Genomic DNA, 18,661 nt, shown 5'->3' with positions numbered 1-18,661 from the left:
TATTCTAAATATTTAAATGTGTTGAATAGGAGTAGTAAGGTCGTATATTTGTACAGAGAGCTATGGGTTGGTGTGACATAGTCAAATGACATCCTGAACTCGCCTAGGAGCAGTAAGGTGGAACGGAATCACATTCTTAGTAAATCTTAACGGTTAACCTTCGATATTAGGTTTGTAATCAAACGATTACTACTAAGGTGGATTCATAATGGAATCAATAAGGGTGGTACCGCGTTAAGTAAATGGCTTAGCGTCTCTTTATATAGAGATGCTAGGCCATTTTTTTATTTTATGGAAATAGAAATGGAGGGTTTATTCGGATTGGTCTATAAAATTTAATTATTTATATAAAATGATTTTATTGGGAGGAAAATAAGATGAAACAGACGGAGCAATGGACTTCGAAATTAGGTTTTATAATGGCTGCAGCAGGATCGGCAATTGGACTTGGTGCAATATGGAAGTTTCCTTATATCGCTGGCAAGAGCGGGGGAGGAGCATTCTTTTTAATTTTTATATTATTTACAGTATTAATTGGACTACCACTACTTATAGCTGAATTTATGATTGGACGCAGTACACAGAAACAAGCAGTTGGAGCATTTAAAAGTATTGCACCAAATACAGGGTGGCACTGGATTGGACGCCTTGGCGTGGGAACGTGTTTTATATTACTTTCGTTTTATAGTGTTGTAGGTGGATGGGTATTAATTTATTTATTCAGAGGAGTAACTGGACAACTTATTACTCCAGGACAAAATTACGGTTCATTATTTACTGAAACAATTGGAAATCCGACTTGGGCGATTATGGGACATTTCGCTTTTATGTTCATTACGATTTGGGTTGTATCAAAAGGTGTACAAAACGGAATTGAAAAAGCGAGTAAATATATGTTGCCAGCATTGTTCGTATTATTTGTCGCTCTTATTGTTCGCTCACTAACACTTGATAACGCAATGAAAGGTGTGAAGTTTTTCTTACAACCAGATTTCTCAAAGATTACTTCAGAAAGTATTTTGTTTGCAATGGGCCAATCATTCTTTGCGATTAGTATAGGGATTTCGATTATGGTCACGTATAGTTCCTATTTAAATAAAAAAGAAAGTTTACCAAAATCAGCAATAACAATTGTTGGATTGAATTTATTTGTTTCATTATTTGCGGGTCTTGCTATTTTTCCAGCCGTATTTTCATTAGGAATGGAACCAACAGAAGGACCTGGATTACTATTTATCGTATTACCATCTGTATTTAGTCAAATACCATTCGGTGGGGTTTTCTTAACAGTATTTCTTGCGCTATTTACATTTGCGACATTAACATCGGCATTTTCATTATTAGAGACAGTTGTTTCAGCAGTGACAAATGGTGAACAGGAAAGAAGAACGAAATTATCATGGATGATCGGTTTCTGCATTTTCTTAGTAGGTATACCATCAGCCTTATCATTTGGAGTATGGAGTGATATTACGATTTTTGGAAAGAATATTTTTGATGCAGTAGACTTCTTATCTAGTAATATATTAATGCCACTTGGTGCACTATTTATTAGTATTTTCGTTTCATTCAAAATGGAAAAGAAGGTATTAGAAGCAGAGTTTTTTGTAGGTGGAAATTATGGAAAGAAAGTATTTACTTGTTGGGCGTTTTTACTTCGATTTGTAGCACCGCTCGCAATCATCATCGTCTTTTTAAATGTAATAGGGATTATTTAACAATTAATGTTATAATATTCAGTAAAAAAGAAGGTGATGATCATAAAGGCGAATTTAATAGAAGCAGGGAAATACATGCATATTAGAGGGAAAGAGCTATACGTTGAAACGCATGGAGATCCTAAAAATAAAGCAGTCTTATACTTGCATGGTGGTCCAGGAGAAAGTTGCTATGACTTTTCATTTCATCAAGCGGAACGTTTAAAAGATTCTTTATTTGTAATTATGATAGATCAAAGAGGTGTATGTCGCTCAGAAAAAATTACTGAAGACGAAGCTTTTGGATTAAATGATTTGATTGAAGACTGTGAGGAACTAAAAAAAGTATTACAAATTGAGAAGTGGTCTGTAATTGGACATTCTTTCGGTGGCTATTTAGCATTGTTATATGCGTCGATATATCCAAGTTCAATAGAGAAAATCATATTTGAAGCGCCAACTTTCGATTTCGCATTAACAAGTAGGGCCTTGTTACAAAAGACAGGGAATTTACTAAAAAAGTATGGAAAAGAAAAAGTAGCAGAAGAGTCCTTTGCTTATTCATCTAGCAATGCTACTTCAGAAGAGTTGCTAGAAGCTTATATAAGACTAAGCAATGAATTAGAAGAAAATAGAATGGAGATTTACAATTATAAGGAAGATGAGACAGACGAGAGTTTATATAGTGATGAAGAGTGGGAAGTATTTTCAAATCGCTCCAAAATTCATTTTGATAGATTAAAAGTAGAAGGAGCAGTTCATACTTCATTATTACAAAAAATAAAAGAAATACAAAATCCAATGTTATTAATTGTAGGGAAATACGATGCAGTAACGTGTGAAAAACAAATTGGTACGTTTAATAAAGATGCTCAAAATGGAGATTATATTGTATTCGAAAAGAGTGTTCATACACCGCATTATGAGGAAGCAGATAGATTTGCAGAAACAGTCATGCATTTTTTGAAATGAAGAAAAGGGTGCTTCTATAAATGAGAAGCACCCTTTCTAAATTTCTGGATATGTGATTGTTATGTTTGGCCATTTACTTTGCCAATTCTTTTTAATAACTCTGTTTTTGTACATATGTATACGTTCTTTTGATTCAAGAAAATGAGCTGTTGGTCTCACGTGTAAGGAAAGAACATCTTCAATACCGCACGGAGCTGTTAATATAACATTGTTTTTTTCGTCTAATGTAACTCCTAAAGCCGTTGCTGTTTCAGGAAATTTAGAAATAGCATCAACAGAAGAAGAGTACGGTGGCATATTATTCACTACATGCATACGAGCTTGATTCTTTACAGACCAAGGGATCGTAGCATCAATTTTCATTAATTTCGTTTCTAATGATTGTTCGTATATTTCATCTTTATGTAGACTATCATAATAAATCACATCAACATCAGGCATAGCTGTTTTAGCTTCATAGTTATGTAAAGTATCCCAAATTTTAGAGCGAACAAACCCGGCGCAAATCCACCAATCAGGAAGCTCTAGTGATTTTGCCGTGTGTAATACGTTCATCATCCAATCGTCGTTTTCAATTAAGTGAATTATATCTTGCTCTGTTTGTATAGTCATTTGTTATCCCACCTACTATTTTTATAGAGGACTAATTCATCAGTTTAATAATCCATGTGATCCAATAAGCACCTGGTATGAATAACAGTTGAGCTAATAACGTACCGAAAAGTCTAGAAATCATTAACCAACCATACATTTTACTCATTGCTTCAGCACCTTCTTCTGATTGAAGGGCTCGCTCTGTTAAAAGTGCGATACGTGGATCTAGTAGCACTGTTAATAAAATGGTAGCAAAACCATTAATAAGTCCAGAAGCTGTAGTAGCTTTTGTCGCGTAAGCTGGAAGTAAAAAAGAAGCATATAGGGCTGAAAGAACACCAGCTGTATAAATAGCAGTAGCAAACATGTTAATAAGCATAATACGTTTTGGAATACCACCAATACGTAGTCTATGAATCATTTCTAATTTTGGGAAGCGTACATATTTTTTTGTGTACTTTAATTTTTGAATGTTATTTGTTTTCATCATTCGAATGAAAGAACCGTCTGTTTCAAAGTTTTGAATGACATATCCAAATAGTTTGGTTAAAGTTGGATATAGTATAATCGCAATCAATGTACCGACAGAGGCGGATAATAGAACGAGCCGTATAATATGTTCTAAATTAATGGATGCGTCTCGTTTTGCCTCATCGACAATCCCACCGATTAAAAAGGCTTGTAGCATGTTAGATGTTCTTGAAATAAGTAACACCATGCCTACGACAGACAAAGCAACAGCAATTCTCTTTAAACGCACTCCAGCTAACCGAATACTATAAGAGCTCGTTTCAACCGCGTGAATAACAATTGTGAAAGCTATTATAACAATTAACGTAATTGACATTAGATTCACCAGTTTCTATTAAAATAATTGTAACTTTTTTACTTTATCATATGTATCGTTTTTTTGTAACTGAACGTATGTGACATAGGAAAAGTAATTTTTAAGAAAAAATAATGATAGTATAATAGAAGGAAAAGTGAGAAAAGATGTTATAGGATACTTATACAGTAACATGAGTGGGGGAAGAAAACATGTATACAACATTTCTATTTGATTTAGATGGAACATTGACGGATCCGAAAGAAGGAATTATAAATTCAGTATTGTATGCATTACAAAAGGTTGGAATTGAAGAATTACATGTAAGTGAATTAGACTCATTTATTGGTCCACCCATCCAGCAATCATTCGTAGAGAGATACAATATGAATGAAGGAGAAGTTGAACGAGCTGTTTTTTACTTCAGAGAGTATGTAAAACAACGTGGATTGTTAGAAAATAAGGTTTACGATGGTATTCCAAACCTTTTGAAACAATTAAAAGATACTGGAAATCGTTTATTTATAGCCACTTCAAAGCCCACTATATTTGCTGAACAAGTTATAGAGCATTTTCAACTAACGAATTATTTCGAAGGTATCATTGGAAGTAATTTAGATGGTACGAGAATAAAAAAGGAAGAAATCATTGCTCATATTTTACAAACAAATGAAGTCCTTAATAAAGAAGAAATTGTTATGATTGGAGATAGAAAACACGATATAATAGGAGCAAATTATAATGGAATTGCTTCAATAGGTATATTATATGGCTATGGTAGTGAAACAGAATTGACTGAAGTTGGTGCGACTCATATAGTAAATGATGTAAAAGAACTACATCATTTTTGTGTAGACAGTAGTTTGATAAAGAAGTAAATATTGAGACTGAAAATCCCTTTATAACGTATGACGATGAAATCGTTTATGTTTAAAGGGATTTTTCATATGTAATCGAATACTTATAATTAGACATTTTTAGCATGAAAAATTTGCATGAATAAGAGGAGGGATGTCAGAATCGAAAGATTAGTAGAAGTTTATCTATAAAAGTTTGAATTTTCTGTTTAAAGGAGGGGTATAATTGGAGCTAGTTATTATATTATTAGCACTTAGTTTACTAATGTTTGTAGCATATAGAGGGTTTTCTGTTATTTTATTTGCACCGATATTTGCATTATTTGCGGTATTTTTGACAGAGCCTAGTTTTGTATTACCTTTCTTTTCGAATATCTTTATGGAGAAAATGGTAGGTTTTATTAAACTATATTTCCCTGTATTTTTACTTGGGGCAATATTTGGGAAAGTAGTAGAAATGTCAGGAATTGCAGATTCGATTGCAAAGACAATTATAGAGTTAGTTGGTGAAAAACGTACGATATTAGCGATTGTATTAATGGGTGCTATCTTAACGTATAGCGGTGTTAGTGTGTATGTAGTAGTGTTTGCTGTTTATCCGTTCGCAGCTAAGCTGTTTCGACAAGCGAATATTCCGAAGCGTTTAATCCCTGGAACGATTGTACTTGGAGCAGTTACGTTTACAATGGATGCGCTACCTGGATCACCACAAATTCAAAATGTAATACCTACAACATTTTTTAAAACGGACATTTATGCTGCGCCGATACTTGGTATTGTAGGGGCAATTTTTGTACTTACGTTAGGCTTACTATATTTAGAGAGTAGACGTAAGAAGGCGAAGGCAGCAGGAGAAGGGTATTTTGGTTTTAACGATGGGAATACTGAAATGGCAGCTTCTTTGCAAGTAGAACAAAAAGATATGCCGTTACTTAAAAGTATTGAAATTACAAGAGTTCAGCAAGTGATTGCTTTTATACCACTTATTTTAGTAGGTGTAATGAATAAGGTGTTTACTATTATGATACCGAAGTGGTATCCGAATGGTTTTGATTTTTCTGCAATTGGTATGAAAGCATTTGGAAAAGTAGAATTAAGTGCAGTAGTTGGAATTTGGTCAGTAGAATTGGCACTTATAATAGGTATTGTAACAACGTTATTACTGTATTGGAAACGAGTAGTAACAGGATTTCAAGCTGGATTGAATACAAGTATTGGTGGAGCGCTACTTGCAACGATGAATACAGGAGCTGAGTTTGGATTCGGTGGTGTCATCGCAGCACTTCCAGGATTCGCGATTATGAGAGATGGTATTTCTGCCACATTCACAAATCCTCTAGTGAATGGAGCCGTAACGACGAATATTTTAGCCGGAATTACAGGCTCTGCATCAGGAGGAATGGGGATCGTTTTAAGTGCGATGGGAGATAAGTTTATTGCAGCGGCCAATCAATTTAATATTCCATTAGAAGTAATGCACCGAATCGTATCAATGGCATCAGGAGGAATGGATACATTACCACATAACGGAGCAATTATTACTATTCTCACAGTAACAGGTTTAACACATAAACAGTCATACAAAGATATATTTGCTATTACAATTTTGAAAACGGTTGCTGTATTTTTAGTTATTGCATTCTATACAGTAACAGGAATTTATTAAGTCGATATTTTATAAACTAAAATATTAATTAGGGTAAGAAGGGGTGGGGTACTTGCAAGAAGTTGCTGAGTTTCGTATGCCGAAGTCTGTATTATATGGAAGAAATTCGCTTGAAAAGCTGGGGGAACAATCTAAGAAGTTGGGGAAAAGAGCATTTATAGTTACTGATACAATTATGGAGGATTTAGGATATGTTGAGAGGTGTATACAACAACTAAATACGAAAGGTATTACAGTTAATACATATAATAAAGTAAATGCTGAGCCTACCAATATACACGTGTTAGAAGCGTTAACTATTTGTAAAGAAGGAAAGTGTGATTTTATTATTGGTATTGGCGGTGGAAGTTGTATTGATGCAGCGAAAGCAGTTGGAGTATTATATACAAATGGTGGAGAAGTGGAAGATTATGTCCAAAAGGATATAGAAATAGACAATGATCCGCTACCACTAATTGCAATCCCAACAACTTCTGGTACTGGATCGGAAGTAACAAGTGTAGCAGTAATTACGAATAAACGAACAGATGTAAAAATGATGATGAAACATCCGAGTTTTACCCCACAAGTAGCGATTATTGACCCAATTTTAACACGTTCGGTACCACCTCATATTACAGCAGCAACAGGGATAGATGCATTATGTCATGCAGTCGAAGCATATATTTCTAAAGTTTCACAATCACTTACCGATGTACTTGCACTTTCCGCAATTGAAAGTATTATGAAATATTTACGTATTGCATATGAAGATGGAGAGAATATGGAGGCAAGAGAAGCGATGATGATTGCGTCCTTACAAGCTGGAATCGCATTTTCAAATGCATCTGTTACGCTAGTTCATGGAATGTCCAGGCCAGTAGGGGCGTTATTTCATGTACCACATGGTATATCGAATGCAATACTATTGCCTACAGTTTTAGATTATACAAAAGTTAGTGCAGTAAAAAAACTAGCTGAAATCGGACGTTGTTTAAATAAAGATATGTATTCCTATTGTGATGAAGAAGTAGCCGGCTACACGCTGAGGGAAATAAAAAAACTTTGTTTTGATCTTCGTATTCCAAATTTAAAAGAATACGGCATTGGTGAAGTTGAATTTGAAAAAGCTATTTCTAAAATGGCATCAGATGCAATTGAAAGTGGAAGTCCAGCAAATAATCCACGTGTGCCATCGTATGATGAAATTAAACAGTTGTATCGAGAGTGTTTTCATTATCAATATGAAGTTTCTATAAAAACATTAGATAATTAATTTCAGAATATTCTTATAAAATTTCCTTGGAAATAGTTAAAACAAGACTTTATATTACAAACGTAAAGTCTTGTTTTATTATGTATAATATACATAATAAAATGTTGTAACTAGTTTTAAAAAACAGTATAAGGTGGGTGTAGTGTGTAATGAAAACAATAGGTTTAATTGGTGGCATGAGCTGGGAATCAACTTCTGAATATTATCGGATTATAAATGAAGAAATAAAAGAGAGATTAGGAGGGTTACATTCAGCAAAATGTATGATTAATAGTGTGGACTTTGAAGAGATTGAACGATTCCAGTCTAAGGGGGATTGGAATGGAGCAGGAGAAATATTAGGAAATGCAGCATATTCATTACAGAGGGGAGGAGCAGATTTTATAATTATTTGCACAAATACAATGCATAAAGTAGTTGAGAAAATAAAGGAGAATATTCATATTCCAGTCTTACATATCGCTGACGCAACTGCGAAAGAAATTAAAAGGAAAGATATTCAAAAGGTTGGTTTACTTGGAACTAAATATACAATGGAGCAAGAATTTTATAAATTACGCATAGAAGAAAATCATATAAAAGTAATGGTTCCATCAAAAAAGGATAGAGATAAGGTAAACGAAGTAATATATAGAGAATTATGTTTAGGAATGATAACATCTCCATCTAGAGAGTATTATAAAAGAGTTATAGAAGAGCTAGTAAAAGAAGGAGCGCAAGGAATCATATTAGGTTGTACAGAAATAGGATTATTAATAAAACAGGAAGACGTATCAGTTCCGATATTCGACACAACTTATATACATGCAATTGAAGCAGTTAATTTCGCATTACAAAATAGATTATAATTATATTATGTAACCTAATGCGTGTTTGTGGAAAACATTCAGAAAATATTTTATAATGTAAGTGGTTACATTTAAGGGGGAATGCGTATGTTTTCAGTTCAACCAATCGCATTTGTACATAATGAAAGAAAGGAAATAAAAGATGATGAGTGGGGAGAAGTAAGATCCTATATTACTTTAACTGAAACGTATACAGAGGAAAGTATACAAGGGATTGAAGATTTTTCTCATATTGAAGTTGTTTTTTATTTTCATAAAGTAACTGATGAACAAATTCAATATTTTGCTAGACATCCTAGAAATAATAATGATTATCCTAGAGTAGGCATTTTTGCACAGCGCGGGAAAAATCGTCCGAATCGCATAGGAGCCACAATTGTAAAGGTGATCAAAAGAGAGGGTAAATCAATTATTGTTGAGGGATTAGATGCTATTGATGGCACCCCTATATTGGATATAAAGCCGATAATGAAAGAGTTTATGCCGAAAGAAGAAATTGTACAGCCTAAATGGGCAACGGATATAATGAGACAGTATTGGAAGGGGAATGGAGTAAAATGAGAATATATGAGGCAACAATTGCAGATTTAGATGGACTAGCATCAGTTTTTAATAACTATCGTATGTTTTATAGACAAGATTCCGATATAGAAGGAGCAAAAGTATTTTTGCGAAATCGAATTGAGAGAAAAGAATCCGTTATTTTCGTAGCAGTTGAAGACGGTGAATATATTGGATTCACACAATTATATCCATCATTTTCTTCCATTTCGATGAAAGAATTATGGATATTAAATGATCTGTTTGTACAAGCCACTAAGCGCGGAGCAGGAACTGGTAAAAAATTACTAGAAGCTGCTAAAGAATTTGCCTTAGAAAATGGTGCAAAAGGTGTAAAATTACAAACGGAGATTGATAATTTATCAGCACAGCGATTATACGCTGAAAATGGCTATTTGAGAGATAATCGTTATTTCCATTATGAATTAACATTTTAAAAAATATAAAATGAAAAGAGACATTTTCGTTGTGAAAACGTCTCTTTTCATTTGTATTATAGTTGATTTAAAACCCAATTTGTAGCATCCTCAAAGTTTTCTGCAATGTAGTTTGGCTCAATATGTGCCCATTTGTCTCGGTACGTATGTAAAGCATCATATCCAGCGCCTGTTCGAACTAATATTGTCGTCGCATGTACTGTTGCTCCGGCAACGATATCGGTCCAGCGATCACCAATTACAGCGCATTTTGTTAAATCAAGCCCATGTTTTTCGGCTGCTTGTAGCAGCATACCTGTACTTGGTTTGCGGCATTCACAACCATCACCGTGTTTATGAGGACATACGTAAATATCATCAAAGCCGAACCCTTTTAATTCTTTTGCAAAATCAGCAACAGTCGCTATCCCATCTGCGATACCTGGCTGGTTTGTGAAAGAGAAAATTTTTATATTTTGAGCTTTTAGTTTTTGCAGAGCTGCTTTTGTAAAAGGAAATAATGTAAAAGAACCTGGATAATGTATTGTAGTGTCACCACCAATTGTACCGTCACGATCAATAAAAATAGCTTCGATGTTTGTCATAGTTTTAGTCCTTTCTATTTATAAGTATTTTAAAAATGTTTTACAAATCGATATCCATTCACTTCATATCCTAATTTTTTATAAAAAGGATGTGCTTCTACTCTTTTTGTTCCACTAACTAGCCATGTACCAATACAATTATGTTTTTTGGCTAATTGTTCTGCATAATCCATTAATACTTGTCCAATGCCTTTTCGTCGTATTGTAGAATCAACGCTAATAATTGAAATTTCCCCATAACGAGTTATATCTTCTAAATTTTCACGTATACGAAACCCAAGTAATCCGTATATAGTGTCTTCTTCTTCATAAACATATAAAAAATCAAAAGGACTCATTTTTACGAATCGCAATCGGTTGTTCATATCTTCATAGGAAATAGAGGAACCTTTTAATTCTTTTGTTAAAGAACAAAGTGCATCTATATCGTCTATCGTAGCTTCGCGAATTTGAAAAGACATATAATTCACTCCAATAAAATGTAATCAAACATTAAATATTCTGTTAAAAATTATTTATTCCTGCTATGAAAATAAATATTTTATAATGATATATAGATAGTTATATGTTATTCTTTTCCTTGATTGTATTGGAAATGGAAAGAAGGGGAATGTATGTTAGACGTGAATATCCGCTCTGCCGGATATGATATAGGGGAAAAGACAATTCATGATATTGCTTTTTCAATTAAAAAAGGTGAATTAGTTGCACTTATTGGTGCGAATGGTGCTGGGAAGAGTACGACGATTAAAACGATGCTCGGTTTACTTGTAAATATGAATGGTGAAATATCATTCGGTGAAAAAAAGAACCCTTATGCATATGTGCCGGAGCATCCGACATATTATGATTATTTAACGCTATGGGAACATATTGAATTATTAATGGCTGCTCGTGAGAATGAGGGCGGAAGCTGGGAAAGGAAAGCTGAAGAATTATTACATATGTTTCGAATGGATAAACATAAACATGAGTATTTATCAAAGTTTTCAAAAGGCATGAAACAAAAATCAATGCTCATTTTGGCATTTTTAACTGAACCGGATTTTTATATCATTGATGAACCTTTTATCGGTTTAGATCCAGTAGCTACGAAAGAGTTTTTAAGTTATTTATATAAAGAGAAAGAACGCGGCGCAGGTATATTACTTTGTACACACGTATTAGACACAGCTGAAAGAATTTGTGAGAGATTTTTACTCATTTCACAAGGTACATTAGTCGCAGATGGACATTTAGAAGCAATCCAAACGTTAGCGGAAATGCCAGGGAGTTCATTATTAGACTGCTTTGATGTAATCGTAAGGCGTGAACAACATGATTAAACAACAATTTTATAAAAGATTGCGTTATGAAGTGAGGCGTAAATGGAAGTCCATACGTTCTATAACTGATTGGACAGTTGCGCTATATATTATTATTCCTGCACTTATATTTATGGGAATTTATTATCGTTCACTATGGATAGAAGAATTATCGATGGAAGAGACAGTTTATTTCGGATTAGGTCTATTCGCATTTTATGTGATTACATATTCAAGAGGAGTTCGTTCATTTTTTGAACAAGCGGATAGTTTATTTTTAATTTCGTATCCCGCTCACATGCAAAAGTTAATCCAGTATGGCATGACATATACGTTTATTCGAATAGCTATAACGGATGTAATAGTAGTAGTTGCTATGTTACCAGTATTGATGAAAAGTATTGGAGTGACGAAGATACAAGTCTTATTATTTTGGTTATTCTTTACTATATTTCGATTTTTGTTGTCGTTATTAACGAGATTTATTCATGTACGTGTGGGGAAACGATGGCTACTATGGATTATAAAGAATGTAATGTTTTCTATAAGTTTAACCTTTTTTGGAGTAAGTCTGTTTCTTATTTATAAAAATCCATTTTATTCTATACTAAGTATCGGTCTAGCAGTTTTTCTAATTATCGCATTAATAAAAGAAAAATTGAATTATAAAAATTGCTTTTTTAAAGAAGTTGAGAAAGAGAAAGAAGAAAGTATGCGCTGGACAAGTGGGATTATGCAAGTTGGTGGTCATACAGCTAAACCGAGTAGTTCGAATAAAAAACCGTGGATGTTTCCGCATTCTAAAAAGTTTTTAGGGAAGAAAAAGGAATCTCGTATTGTTGAATCCTTTTTAAAAGAATTTTTCCGTACAAGTAGTGCACGAATATTCTATATTCAAATTCTATGTATAAGCACTGTCAGTATTATTATGAGTCCGAGGTGGATTGCAGCTATTATTCTTGCATTTGCTTTAGTTGGAATTTCTCGTTATGCGCGCGATTATTGGAATGAATTTACGAAAAAAATGTTTCTTCATTTATATTGTGATGAAGGAAAATTACTATTGTTAAGATGGAAGGCAGATCGCTATTTATTACTTCCAGTACTCCTTTTGTATGGAATAGTTATCCTTTCTCATTTTTATTTATTACCAGCTGTAATTGCAGGGGTAATTTTTATAATATGGATTGGTTGGATTGTATTTTTACCATAGAAAAAGAGCCGAAAAACGGCTCTTTTTTTAATCTGTTACACATTGATAAAGAAAATATACTAAAACGAGTATGCTTGCGGCGGAATACATGACATCTAAAGTCATCTGATTGCCTCCTCATTGTTGTTGTACTTATATTGTATGAAATCTTACAATTTCATATTCAAGTGAAAAATATGTGAACGTTAACAAAATTGTAAAGTGCAAAAATTACAATCATTTTGTATAATAGAAGGAACAACCGTTATATAAAACATAATGAGTGAAAGGGGAGGGAACATACATGCCAAATTGGTTTAGAAAAACATTAGTCGCATTAATTACCGTATTTACATTTGGTTTAGTGACGCCTCCTTCCATATTGCTTGATAATGCCAAAGCTGCGGACAAGCCTACGAGCACAGCTGGGCAACAAAATTTGGAAAGTACGTCCTATACATATGAAGAAACGACTGACAGGTTAACCACTGATACTTTTATTACGTACGCAATGCAAGAAGCAGAGAAGCAGTCGATGCAAAAGTTTGGCACTAAAATTGGTCCAGTAATTGAGGATGAGTTTAAAGATGTAATATTACCGAAAATTGAAGAGGCAATTGCTGAGCTTACAAGTGATGTACCAGAGGAGTCATTGCAATCATTAGCGATTTCTCAAAGGCCAGCTGGCGGAAATAATGAAAAGATTTTTCATGTGTATGACACGAAATCAGGAAATGACTTATTGCGATTTCATGTAAGAAGAGATCATCCACCGCAAGATGGTTATTATTTTAATTTCCACTATCACCGTTTTGATGATGGATACTCTGGACACCATGAATTAGGAAATATTTATTGGAATACGAATGTACCGCCAAAATGGCTTTCTTAAAAGAACAAGAGAAAATCTTGTTCTTTTTTATTTTTGTAGAAGGGTAAGACAACTATGGCGTTGAATAAAATAGGTTTAGAAAAAAGAAGCAAAGGGAGTATGGGAATGCAAAAGTATATTGTTTTTGACTTTGATGGCACATTAGTAGATTCACAAAATATATTTGTACCAATTTATAATCAGCTTGCTGAAAAGCACGGGTATAAAACGGTAAGGGAAGAAGAAATTGACTATTTACGTAAATTAACGATGTCAGAGCGATGTAAACAACTCGATGTACCACTGTATAAACTACCAATATTAGCACTAGAGTTTTATAAATTGTATCAACCTGCTATAAAAGATCTCGTTTTGTTCCATGGAATGAAGGATGTATTAGATGAACTGCATAAAAAAGGCTACGGAATTGCCGTTATATCTTCTAACTCAGAAGAGCATATTCGGGCATTTTTACACAATAATGATATAGCAAATATTCAAGAAGTGTATTGTTCAAAAAATTTGTTCGGGAAAGATAAAATGATAAAAAGGTTTTTAAAATCCAAAAAGATAACAGAGAAAGATATGTTATACGTTGGTGACGAACAGCGAGATGTAGCAGCATGTAAAAAGGCAGGGGTGAACGTAATTTGGGTATCTTGGGGGTATGATGTTATTGAAACAGTGAAAAAAGATGCACCAGATTATATGGTCAATACACCGATGGAAATTGTGCAAGTAGTACAAGGGGCGTATTCTTAATATGAATATACTTCGAGTGGGTATTCATCATATTGAATTTTGGGTAACAAATTAGAGGAGCCCATTTCTTTTTATCATATGTTATTTTCCATAATTGGATGAAGAAAGGTAAATATAGTATCATAAAGTACGGGAGAAAGTGAAATATATTTTAAGGAAGCAGACGAGGGAATTGTAAGGACGTTAGGGCCTAGATAACAAGCTATTCATAGAGAAGTAGCGTATACACCAAATGTAGAAATGTAAGGGGAATAAAAATGAAAACAATTACAGCATGGAAAAACAATATACAGATAGTAAAAGATGCAGTTAATATTGAAGAAATTTCTAAAGGTTTCTCACCTGATAAGAAATATGTAATTACGAATGCGAATAAAGAAAAATATTTATTGCGGACAGGCGATATAAAAGAGTATGAAAGAAAGAAAATAGAGTTTCAAATTTTAAATGAAATGCAAAACCGTAGTGTGCAAGCGCAAAAGCCAATTGAAATGGGTTTGTTGGCAGAAGAAGGTTTATGTTATGGGATTTTTTCATATTTAGAAGGAGAAGATGCGAAGAAGCTATTGCCTACGTATTCACCAAAAGAACAATATGATATTGGTATAGAAGCAGGAAAAGATTTGGCAAAAATGCATACATATGAAGCTCCTAAGGATATCCTTCCATGGTATGAAAGAGCAATGAAAAAACATCAAAAATATGTAGAGGCATATAAAACATGTGGAATAAAAATAAAAAATGATGATAAAATCATAAAGTTTATAGATGAAAATGAAATATATGTAAAGAACCGCCCAAATCGATTTCAACACGATGATTTTCATTTAGAAAATATAATTGTGCGAGATGGGAAATATGTAGGTGTTGTTGATTTTAATGGATACGACTGGGGCGATCCACTTCATGATTTCGTAAAAATCGCACTATTTGCAAGGGACATTAGTATCCCGTATTCAATCGGACAAATAGAAGGATACTTTAATGGGAGAATACCAGAGGAGTTCTGGAAATTATATGCGGTGTACGTTGGCATGACAGTTTTCTCATCAGTTGTCTGGTCATTACGAGCAGCACCACATATGTTAGATGATACGTTAGAACGCCTTACTATTGTTTTAGAGGATCATAAAAACTTTGAGTTATTAAAGCCAATTTGGTTTCAACCAGAAAAGCTTGATATGAAATAGAAAAGGTAGGTGTGATTCACATCTACCTTTGTTTTTTTACCATTCTTCGTTTTGAAGCAGTTGTAATGCTAATTTTAAATCTACATCTTCTTGTATATGTTCCGGAGTCCACGGGATATGTATATGCGGTTGTATACCAATTCCAGACATTCCTTCGCCTTTATCTATAATAGAGAGCCGTGAAGTAGGGTAGTAAAGTGCGAAAGTATCAGCCCATTCCATTACCGCTAAATTAGAATAATCATTTAAACCAGCAGTCGGACGACCTATTACTTTTACTTTCAATGATTTTTTTGCAACTTCTACAAAAGAATCACCAGAACTTCCACATGTAACATCTGTTAATATAATTACTCTATTAGGTGATTTTCTTCCGTTTATTTTTAATGATTGAAGTTCTTTTGGTAACTCAGAAGTATCAAATGTAACGAATCCTTTTTTATAATTCTTTTTTAAATCTTGAATAAATATATCAGTGAATAATTTGGAAAGTTCGTCTAAAGAATCGTAATCTTCCATTTCGATGTCTTTCATACGTAAATGAAAGTTTCGTTCTGTATGATTCAATTGCATTGTATCTGAAGAATCTAAAAGGGAGATCTCTTTGTCTTCAAATAAGTAAGGAAGTAATTTAAAAAATGCATCATCACTTCCACCACGATTCAAACGCACATCAATAATTAAGTTCGGAAAAGAGTTAAGCTCATTTTTGTGTGAGTCTAATAATTTATTAATAGCTTCAGTATTTGCGAAATCCGTCAAAGTAATTAAAAGTGTGTCTTTATTATGCTGTTTAAATGAATAAATAGGCGTGTATTCATTTTGTTTATATTTTTGTAAAGTAATGGTTTCAATTACGCCATCTTCATTTATAAGTGTACAAGTTGATGATTGTAATAAAACATAATCCCATTTTTCACGTTCATATGTATTCACATTTAAATACTTCCTATATGTTATTAATAACTCTGGAATTTTCATATTATCTAATGCTAGAATAGACTGCCCTTTTTTTACTCTTATTTCTTGTGAAGTGGATGTAATATATAGGTGGTCTTCGTATCTTTTCACTTGGAAGCCAACACTGTTAAGTGGTTGATTGTTAGAGTTCATTTTGAAAAACATATGATTATCTTTAAAGTCTAGTAAGTAATCACGTACAATTTTAGTAAATTGTACTGGTGTTAGTTTTCCAAGTTTCTCTAGTTTCTCAACTGTTTGTAAATAAGTAGAAGGATCGTCCCATCCTGCCTTATCTAAACAGCCTGAATAATCGTGATGTGTAATCGAAACAACTTCTTTAAAAATTTCTGTGTACACAGTTTTTCCTCCTTCTAATTTAATTAGTTGAATAATAGAATTCTGTATCTTTTACGTATTATCCTTTATTTGGATAGAGAAAAGGGGAATAGAGGGAAGTGTTATCATCCCTCTATTAAAATATTTATTTAATTTTCTTAAATGCAAGAGGTTGAGTACTTAGCATTGCAGGTACATGCAATTGAAGGGATGGGAATTCACCACTCACATTCATTTCATAAGCGAATAATAAACTCATTTTCATTTGGAATAAATCAACTTTTGCAGAGAAGATGTCGTAATGATGATGCCCTAATTGAATATCCATCTCCATAAATTGTACATATAATGAATCATCTCGTTTGTATACTTGTAATGTCCCATAAGCAGGATGTTCAAACGTACCAGTGTAGTCCGCTAACTTGTGAGAAGGTGTAGTCCCTTTCATTTGTTCAGGAATGGATTCAGTTGCTTCTTTCATCATCTCCTTCATTTTCTCAGTATCTTCTACAGCGCGTTTATGCCAATCAATGGATTTTAATTCAAGTAGTTCGTCATAAATTTGATTAGCGAGATAAGTAGGCAGTAATGTGCCTCCAGCATTCGTTAAAATGACAAGGCCTATGTTTTCTGTTGGTATGAATGAAACAAGCGCTGAAAATCCATCAATATTACCGCCGTGATGAATTACCTTATTACCACGGTAAGCGCTAATAAACCAACCAAGACCGTAACTATTTAATGGAGATTCAGGAAGTGATAAAACTGGTTGATCTGGAATGGAATTATGTGGTGTATACATTTGTTGTAATAATTCAGAGGAGATTAATTCATGATCTCCAAATTTCCCTTTGTTTAAGTGAAGAAGGACCCAATTTGCCATATCTTCAATTGTAGAATTAATACACCCAGCAGCGCCGACTGTATCGATGTTATGGAATGGAACTTCTTTTATTTCACCGTCATTTTCAACGTAAGGTAAAGCATAATCATCTGTAGTTTGTGAATCTGTAACAGAGAAGTTTGTATGTCTCATATTTAAAGGTTCTAAAATATGTTCTGTAGCGTATTGCTCCCACGTTTGATTCGTAATGTTTTCTACAATATAACTAATTGTCGCATACATTAAGTTGTTATATAGAAATGAAGTCCGAAACGGTGCATCAAGCGGTAAATGTTTTATTTTTTCGACAAGATCTTCTCGAGATAAGGAAGAGCTGTACCAAAGAGCTTCATGACGGCTAACCCCAGTGCGATGGGAAGCCAAATCTCGTCCTGTAACTTGTGAGCTAGCAAGTAGTTCAGATAAAGAGAAGTTAGGTATATAAGACTGGACAGGAGTATCCCAATTAAACTTTTTTTGCTGTGCCAACAAGCTTAATGAAAGTGTACCAAAAGCTTTCGTTGAGGAACCGATTGCGAACCGAGTACTCGGTGTAACAGCTTCTTTTGTCTCTATATTTCGATAGCCGAAACCCTCTGAAATAATAACTTCACCATCTTTTATAACAGCTACAGCAGCACCAGGAACATGTAAATCCTTCATCATCTTTTCAATCGTTGTTTGTAAAGAAGTCATAACAGGCGTTTCAATTTTAGACATACTTCTAACCTCCAAATATAAATTTTGTTCTACCGCACTATACTTTCGGTAATAGAAAATGAAAACCTTTATAAATGTGGAAAGTTAATAATTTTGTAAGAATTATTGAAATGAAATTTTATTAATCAAGATTATTAAATTCA

The 18,661-nt window shown here is 33.5% G+C and carries 19 protein-coding genes, 1 pseudogene and 1 other annotated feature; of the genes and pseudogenes, 14 read left to right on the top strand and 6 right to left on the bottom strand.

The window, feature by feature from the left end:
• Positions 1-12: 12 nt before the first annotated feature.
• Positions 13-261: a binding site (T-box leader), on the top strand.
• A gap of 116 nt (positions 262-377) precedes the next feature.
• The gene (locus ACXVYO_RS15320; protein ID WP_458467679.1) at positions 378-1,718 is read left to right on the top strand and encodes a sodium-dependent transporter; all 1,341 of its coding nucleotides are present in this window, start codon (positions 378-380) and stop codon (positions 1,716-1,718) included.
• 36 nt (positions 1,719-1,754) lie between these two features.
• Positions 1,755-2,669 (top strand): alpha/beta fold hydrolase, encoded by a 915-nt coding sequence (locus ACXVYO_RS15315; RefSeq protein WP_458467678.1) that lies wholly within the window; start codon positions 1,755-1,757, stop codon positions 2,667-2,669.
• Between the two features lie 36 nt (positions 2,670-2,705).
• Here ACXVYO_RS15315 and ACXVYO_RS15310 read toward each other — a convergent pair whose 3' ends face one another.
• Together ACXVYO_RS15310 and ACXVYO_RS15305 are read right to left on the bottom strand one after the other, a co-directional pair.
• The gene (locus tag ACXVYO_RS15310; RefSeq protein ID WP_458467677.1) at positions 2,706-3,281 is read right to left on the bottom strand and encodes a nucleotidyltransferase family protein; all 576 of its coding nucleotides are present in this window, start codon (positions 3,279-3,281) and stop codon (positions 2,706-2,708) included.
• A gap of 31 nt (positions 3,282-3,312) precedes the next feature.
• Entirely contained in the window at positions 3,313-4,110 is a 798-nt protein-coding gene (locus ACXVYO_RS15305; RefSeq protein ID WP_458467676.1) for a lipid II flippase Amj family protein, read from the bottom strand.
• A 191-nt stretch (positions 4,111-4,301) separates the two neighbouring features.
• Between ACXVYO_RS15305 and ACXVYO_RS15300 the strand changes: the two genes are divergently transcribed.
• From ACXVYO_RS15300 to ACXVYO_RS15275, 6 genes are all read left to right on the top strand, one after another.
• Complete coding sequence (locus tag ACXVYO_RS15300) at positions 4,302-4,967, top strand: HAD family hydrolase (RefSeq protein WP_458467675.1); 666 nt, start codon at positions 4,302-4,304, stop codon at positions 4,965-4,967.
• A gap of 205 nt (positions 4,968-5,172) precedes the next feature.
• Positions 5,173-6,612, top strand: a complete 1,440-nt coding sequence (locus tag ACXVYO_RS15295; RefSeq protein WP_458467674.1) for a GntP family permease — start codon at positions 5,173-5,175, stop codon at positions 6,610-6,612.
• A 52-nt stretch (positions 6,613-6,664) separates the two neighbouring features.
• Positions 6,665-7,867, top strand: coding sequence for an alcohol dehydrogenase EutG (gene eutG, locus ACXVYO_RS15290; RefSeq protein WP_458467673.1), 1,203 nt, complete (start codon positions 6,665-6,667; stop codon positions 7,865-7,867).
• 149 nt (positions 7,868-8,016) lie between these two features.
• A complete protein-coding gene (locus ACXVYO_RS15285) occupies positions 8,017-8,715 on the top strand; it encodes an aspartate/glutamate racemase family protein (protein ID WP_458467672.1) in 699 nt (232 codons plus the stop codon).
• 87 nt (positions 8,716-8,802) lie between these two features.
• On the top strand, positions 8,803-9,276 hold the full coding sequence (locus ACXVYO_RS15280) for an SAM-dependent methyltransferase (RefSeq protein WP_458467671.1): 474 nt from the start codon (positions 8,803-8,805) through the stop codon (positions 9,274-9,276).
• On the top strand, positions 9,273-9,713 hold the full coding sequence (locus tag ACXVYO_RS15275) for a GNAT family N-acetyltransferase (protein ID WP_073518498.1): 441 nt from the start codon (positions 9,273-9,275) through the stop codon (positions 9,711-9,713). The genes ACXVYO_RS15280 and ACXVYO_RS15275 overlap by 4 nt, the downstream gene beginning before the upstream one ends.
• 56 nt (positions 9,714-9,769) lie before the next feature.
• On the opposite strand, the gene ACXVYO_RS15270 is transcribed toward ACXVYO_RS15275, so the two are convergent.
• Together ACXVYO_RS15270 and ACXVYO_RS15265 are read right to left on the bottom strand one after the other, a co-directional pair.
• Positions 9,770-10,297, bottom strand: coding sequence for an HAD-IIIA family hydrolase (locus ACXVYO_RS15270; RefSeq protein WP_063262752.1), 528 nt, complete (start codon positions 10,295-10,297; stop codon positions 9,770-9,772).
• A 29-nt stretch (positions 10,298-10,326) separates the two neighbouring features.
• Positions 10,327-10,758 carry a GNAT family N-acetyltransferase gene (locus tag ACXVYO_RS15265; RefSeq protein ID WP_000009787.1) on the bottom strand — a complete coding sequence of 144 codons (432 nt, stop codon included), beginning with the start codon at positions 10,756-10,758 and terminating at the stop codon, positions 10,327-10,329.
• A 153-nt stretch (positions 10,759-10,911) separates the two neighbouring features.
• On the opposite strand from ACXVYO_RS15265, the gene ACXVYO_RS15260 reads away from it, so the two are divergent.
• The 6 genes and pseudogenes from ACXVYO_RS15260 (at position 10,912) to ACXVYO_RS15235 (ending at position 15,616) form a co-directional block, all read left to right on the top strand.
• Positions 10,912-11,622, top strand: coding sequence for an ABC transporter ATP-binding protein (locus ACXVYO_RS15260; protein ID WP_341517931.1), 711 nt, complete (start codon positions 10,912-10,914; stop codon positions 11,620-11,622).
• A complete protein-coding gene (locus ACXVYO_RS15255) occupies positions 11,615-12,814 on the top strand; it encodes an ABC transporter permease (RefSeq protein WP_458467670.1) in 1,200 nt (399 codons plus the stop codon). The genes ACXVYO_RS15260 and ACXVYO_RS15255 overlap by 8 nt, the downstream gene beginning before the upstream one ends.
• A gap of 283 nt (positions 12,815-13,097) precedes the next feature.
• Positions 13,098-13,685, top strand: a complete 588-nt coding sequence (locus ACXVYO_RS15250) for a YpjP family protein (protein ID WP_458467669.1) — start codon at positions 13,098-13,100, stop codon at positions 13,683-13,685.
• A gap of 105 nt (positions 13,686-13,790) precedes the next feature.
• Entirely contained in the window at positions 13,791-14,426 is a 636-nt protein-coding gene (locus ACXVYO_RS15245; protein ID WP_458467668.1) for an HAD family hydrolase, read from the top strand.
• A 1-nt stretch (position 14,427) separates the two neighbouring features.
• A pseudogene (locus tag ACXVYO_RS15240) lies at positions 14,428-14,621 on the top strand (VOC family protein); the annotation flags it as partial.
• Between the two features lie 62 nt (positions 14,622-14,683).
• Complete coding sequence (locus tag ACXVYO_RS15235) at positions 14,684-15,616, top strand: aminoglycoside phosphotransferase family protein (RefSeq protein ID WP_458467667.1); 933 nt, start codon at positions 14,684-14,686, stop codon at positions 15,614-15,616.
• A 36-nt stretch (positions 15,617-15,652) separates the two neighbouring features.
• Here ACXVYO_RS15235 and ACXVYO_RS15230 read toward each other — a convergent pair whose 3' ends face one another.
• Together ACXVYO_RS15230 and ACXVYO_RS15225 are read right to left on the bottom strand one after the other, a co-directional pair.
• Entirely contained in the window at positions 15,653-16,936 is a 1,284-nt protein-coding gene (locus ACXVYO_RS15230; protein WP_458467666.1) for a S41 family peptidase, read from the bottom strand.
• 124 nt (positions 16,937-17,060) lie between these two features.
• Positions 17,061-18,518 carry a serine hydrolase gene (locus ACXVYO_RS15225; RefSeq protein ID WP_458467665.1) on the bottom strand — a complete coding sequence of 486 codons (1,458 nt, stop codon included), beginning with the start codon at positions 18,516-18,518 and terminating at the stop codon, positions 17,061-17,063.
• Positions 18,519-18,661: the final 143 nt, after the last annotated feature.

This window comes from Bacillus sp. BC08 (assembly GCF_054326875.1).
Note: the sequence above shows the minus strand (reverse complement) of the source record. Positions and strands in the feature narration are given on the sequence as shown.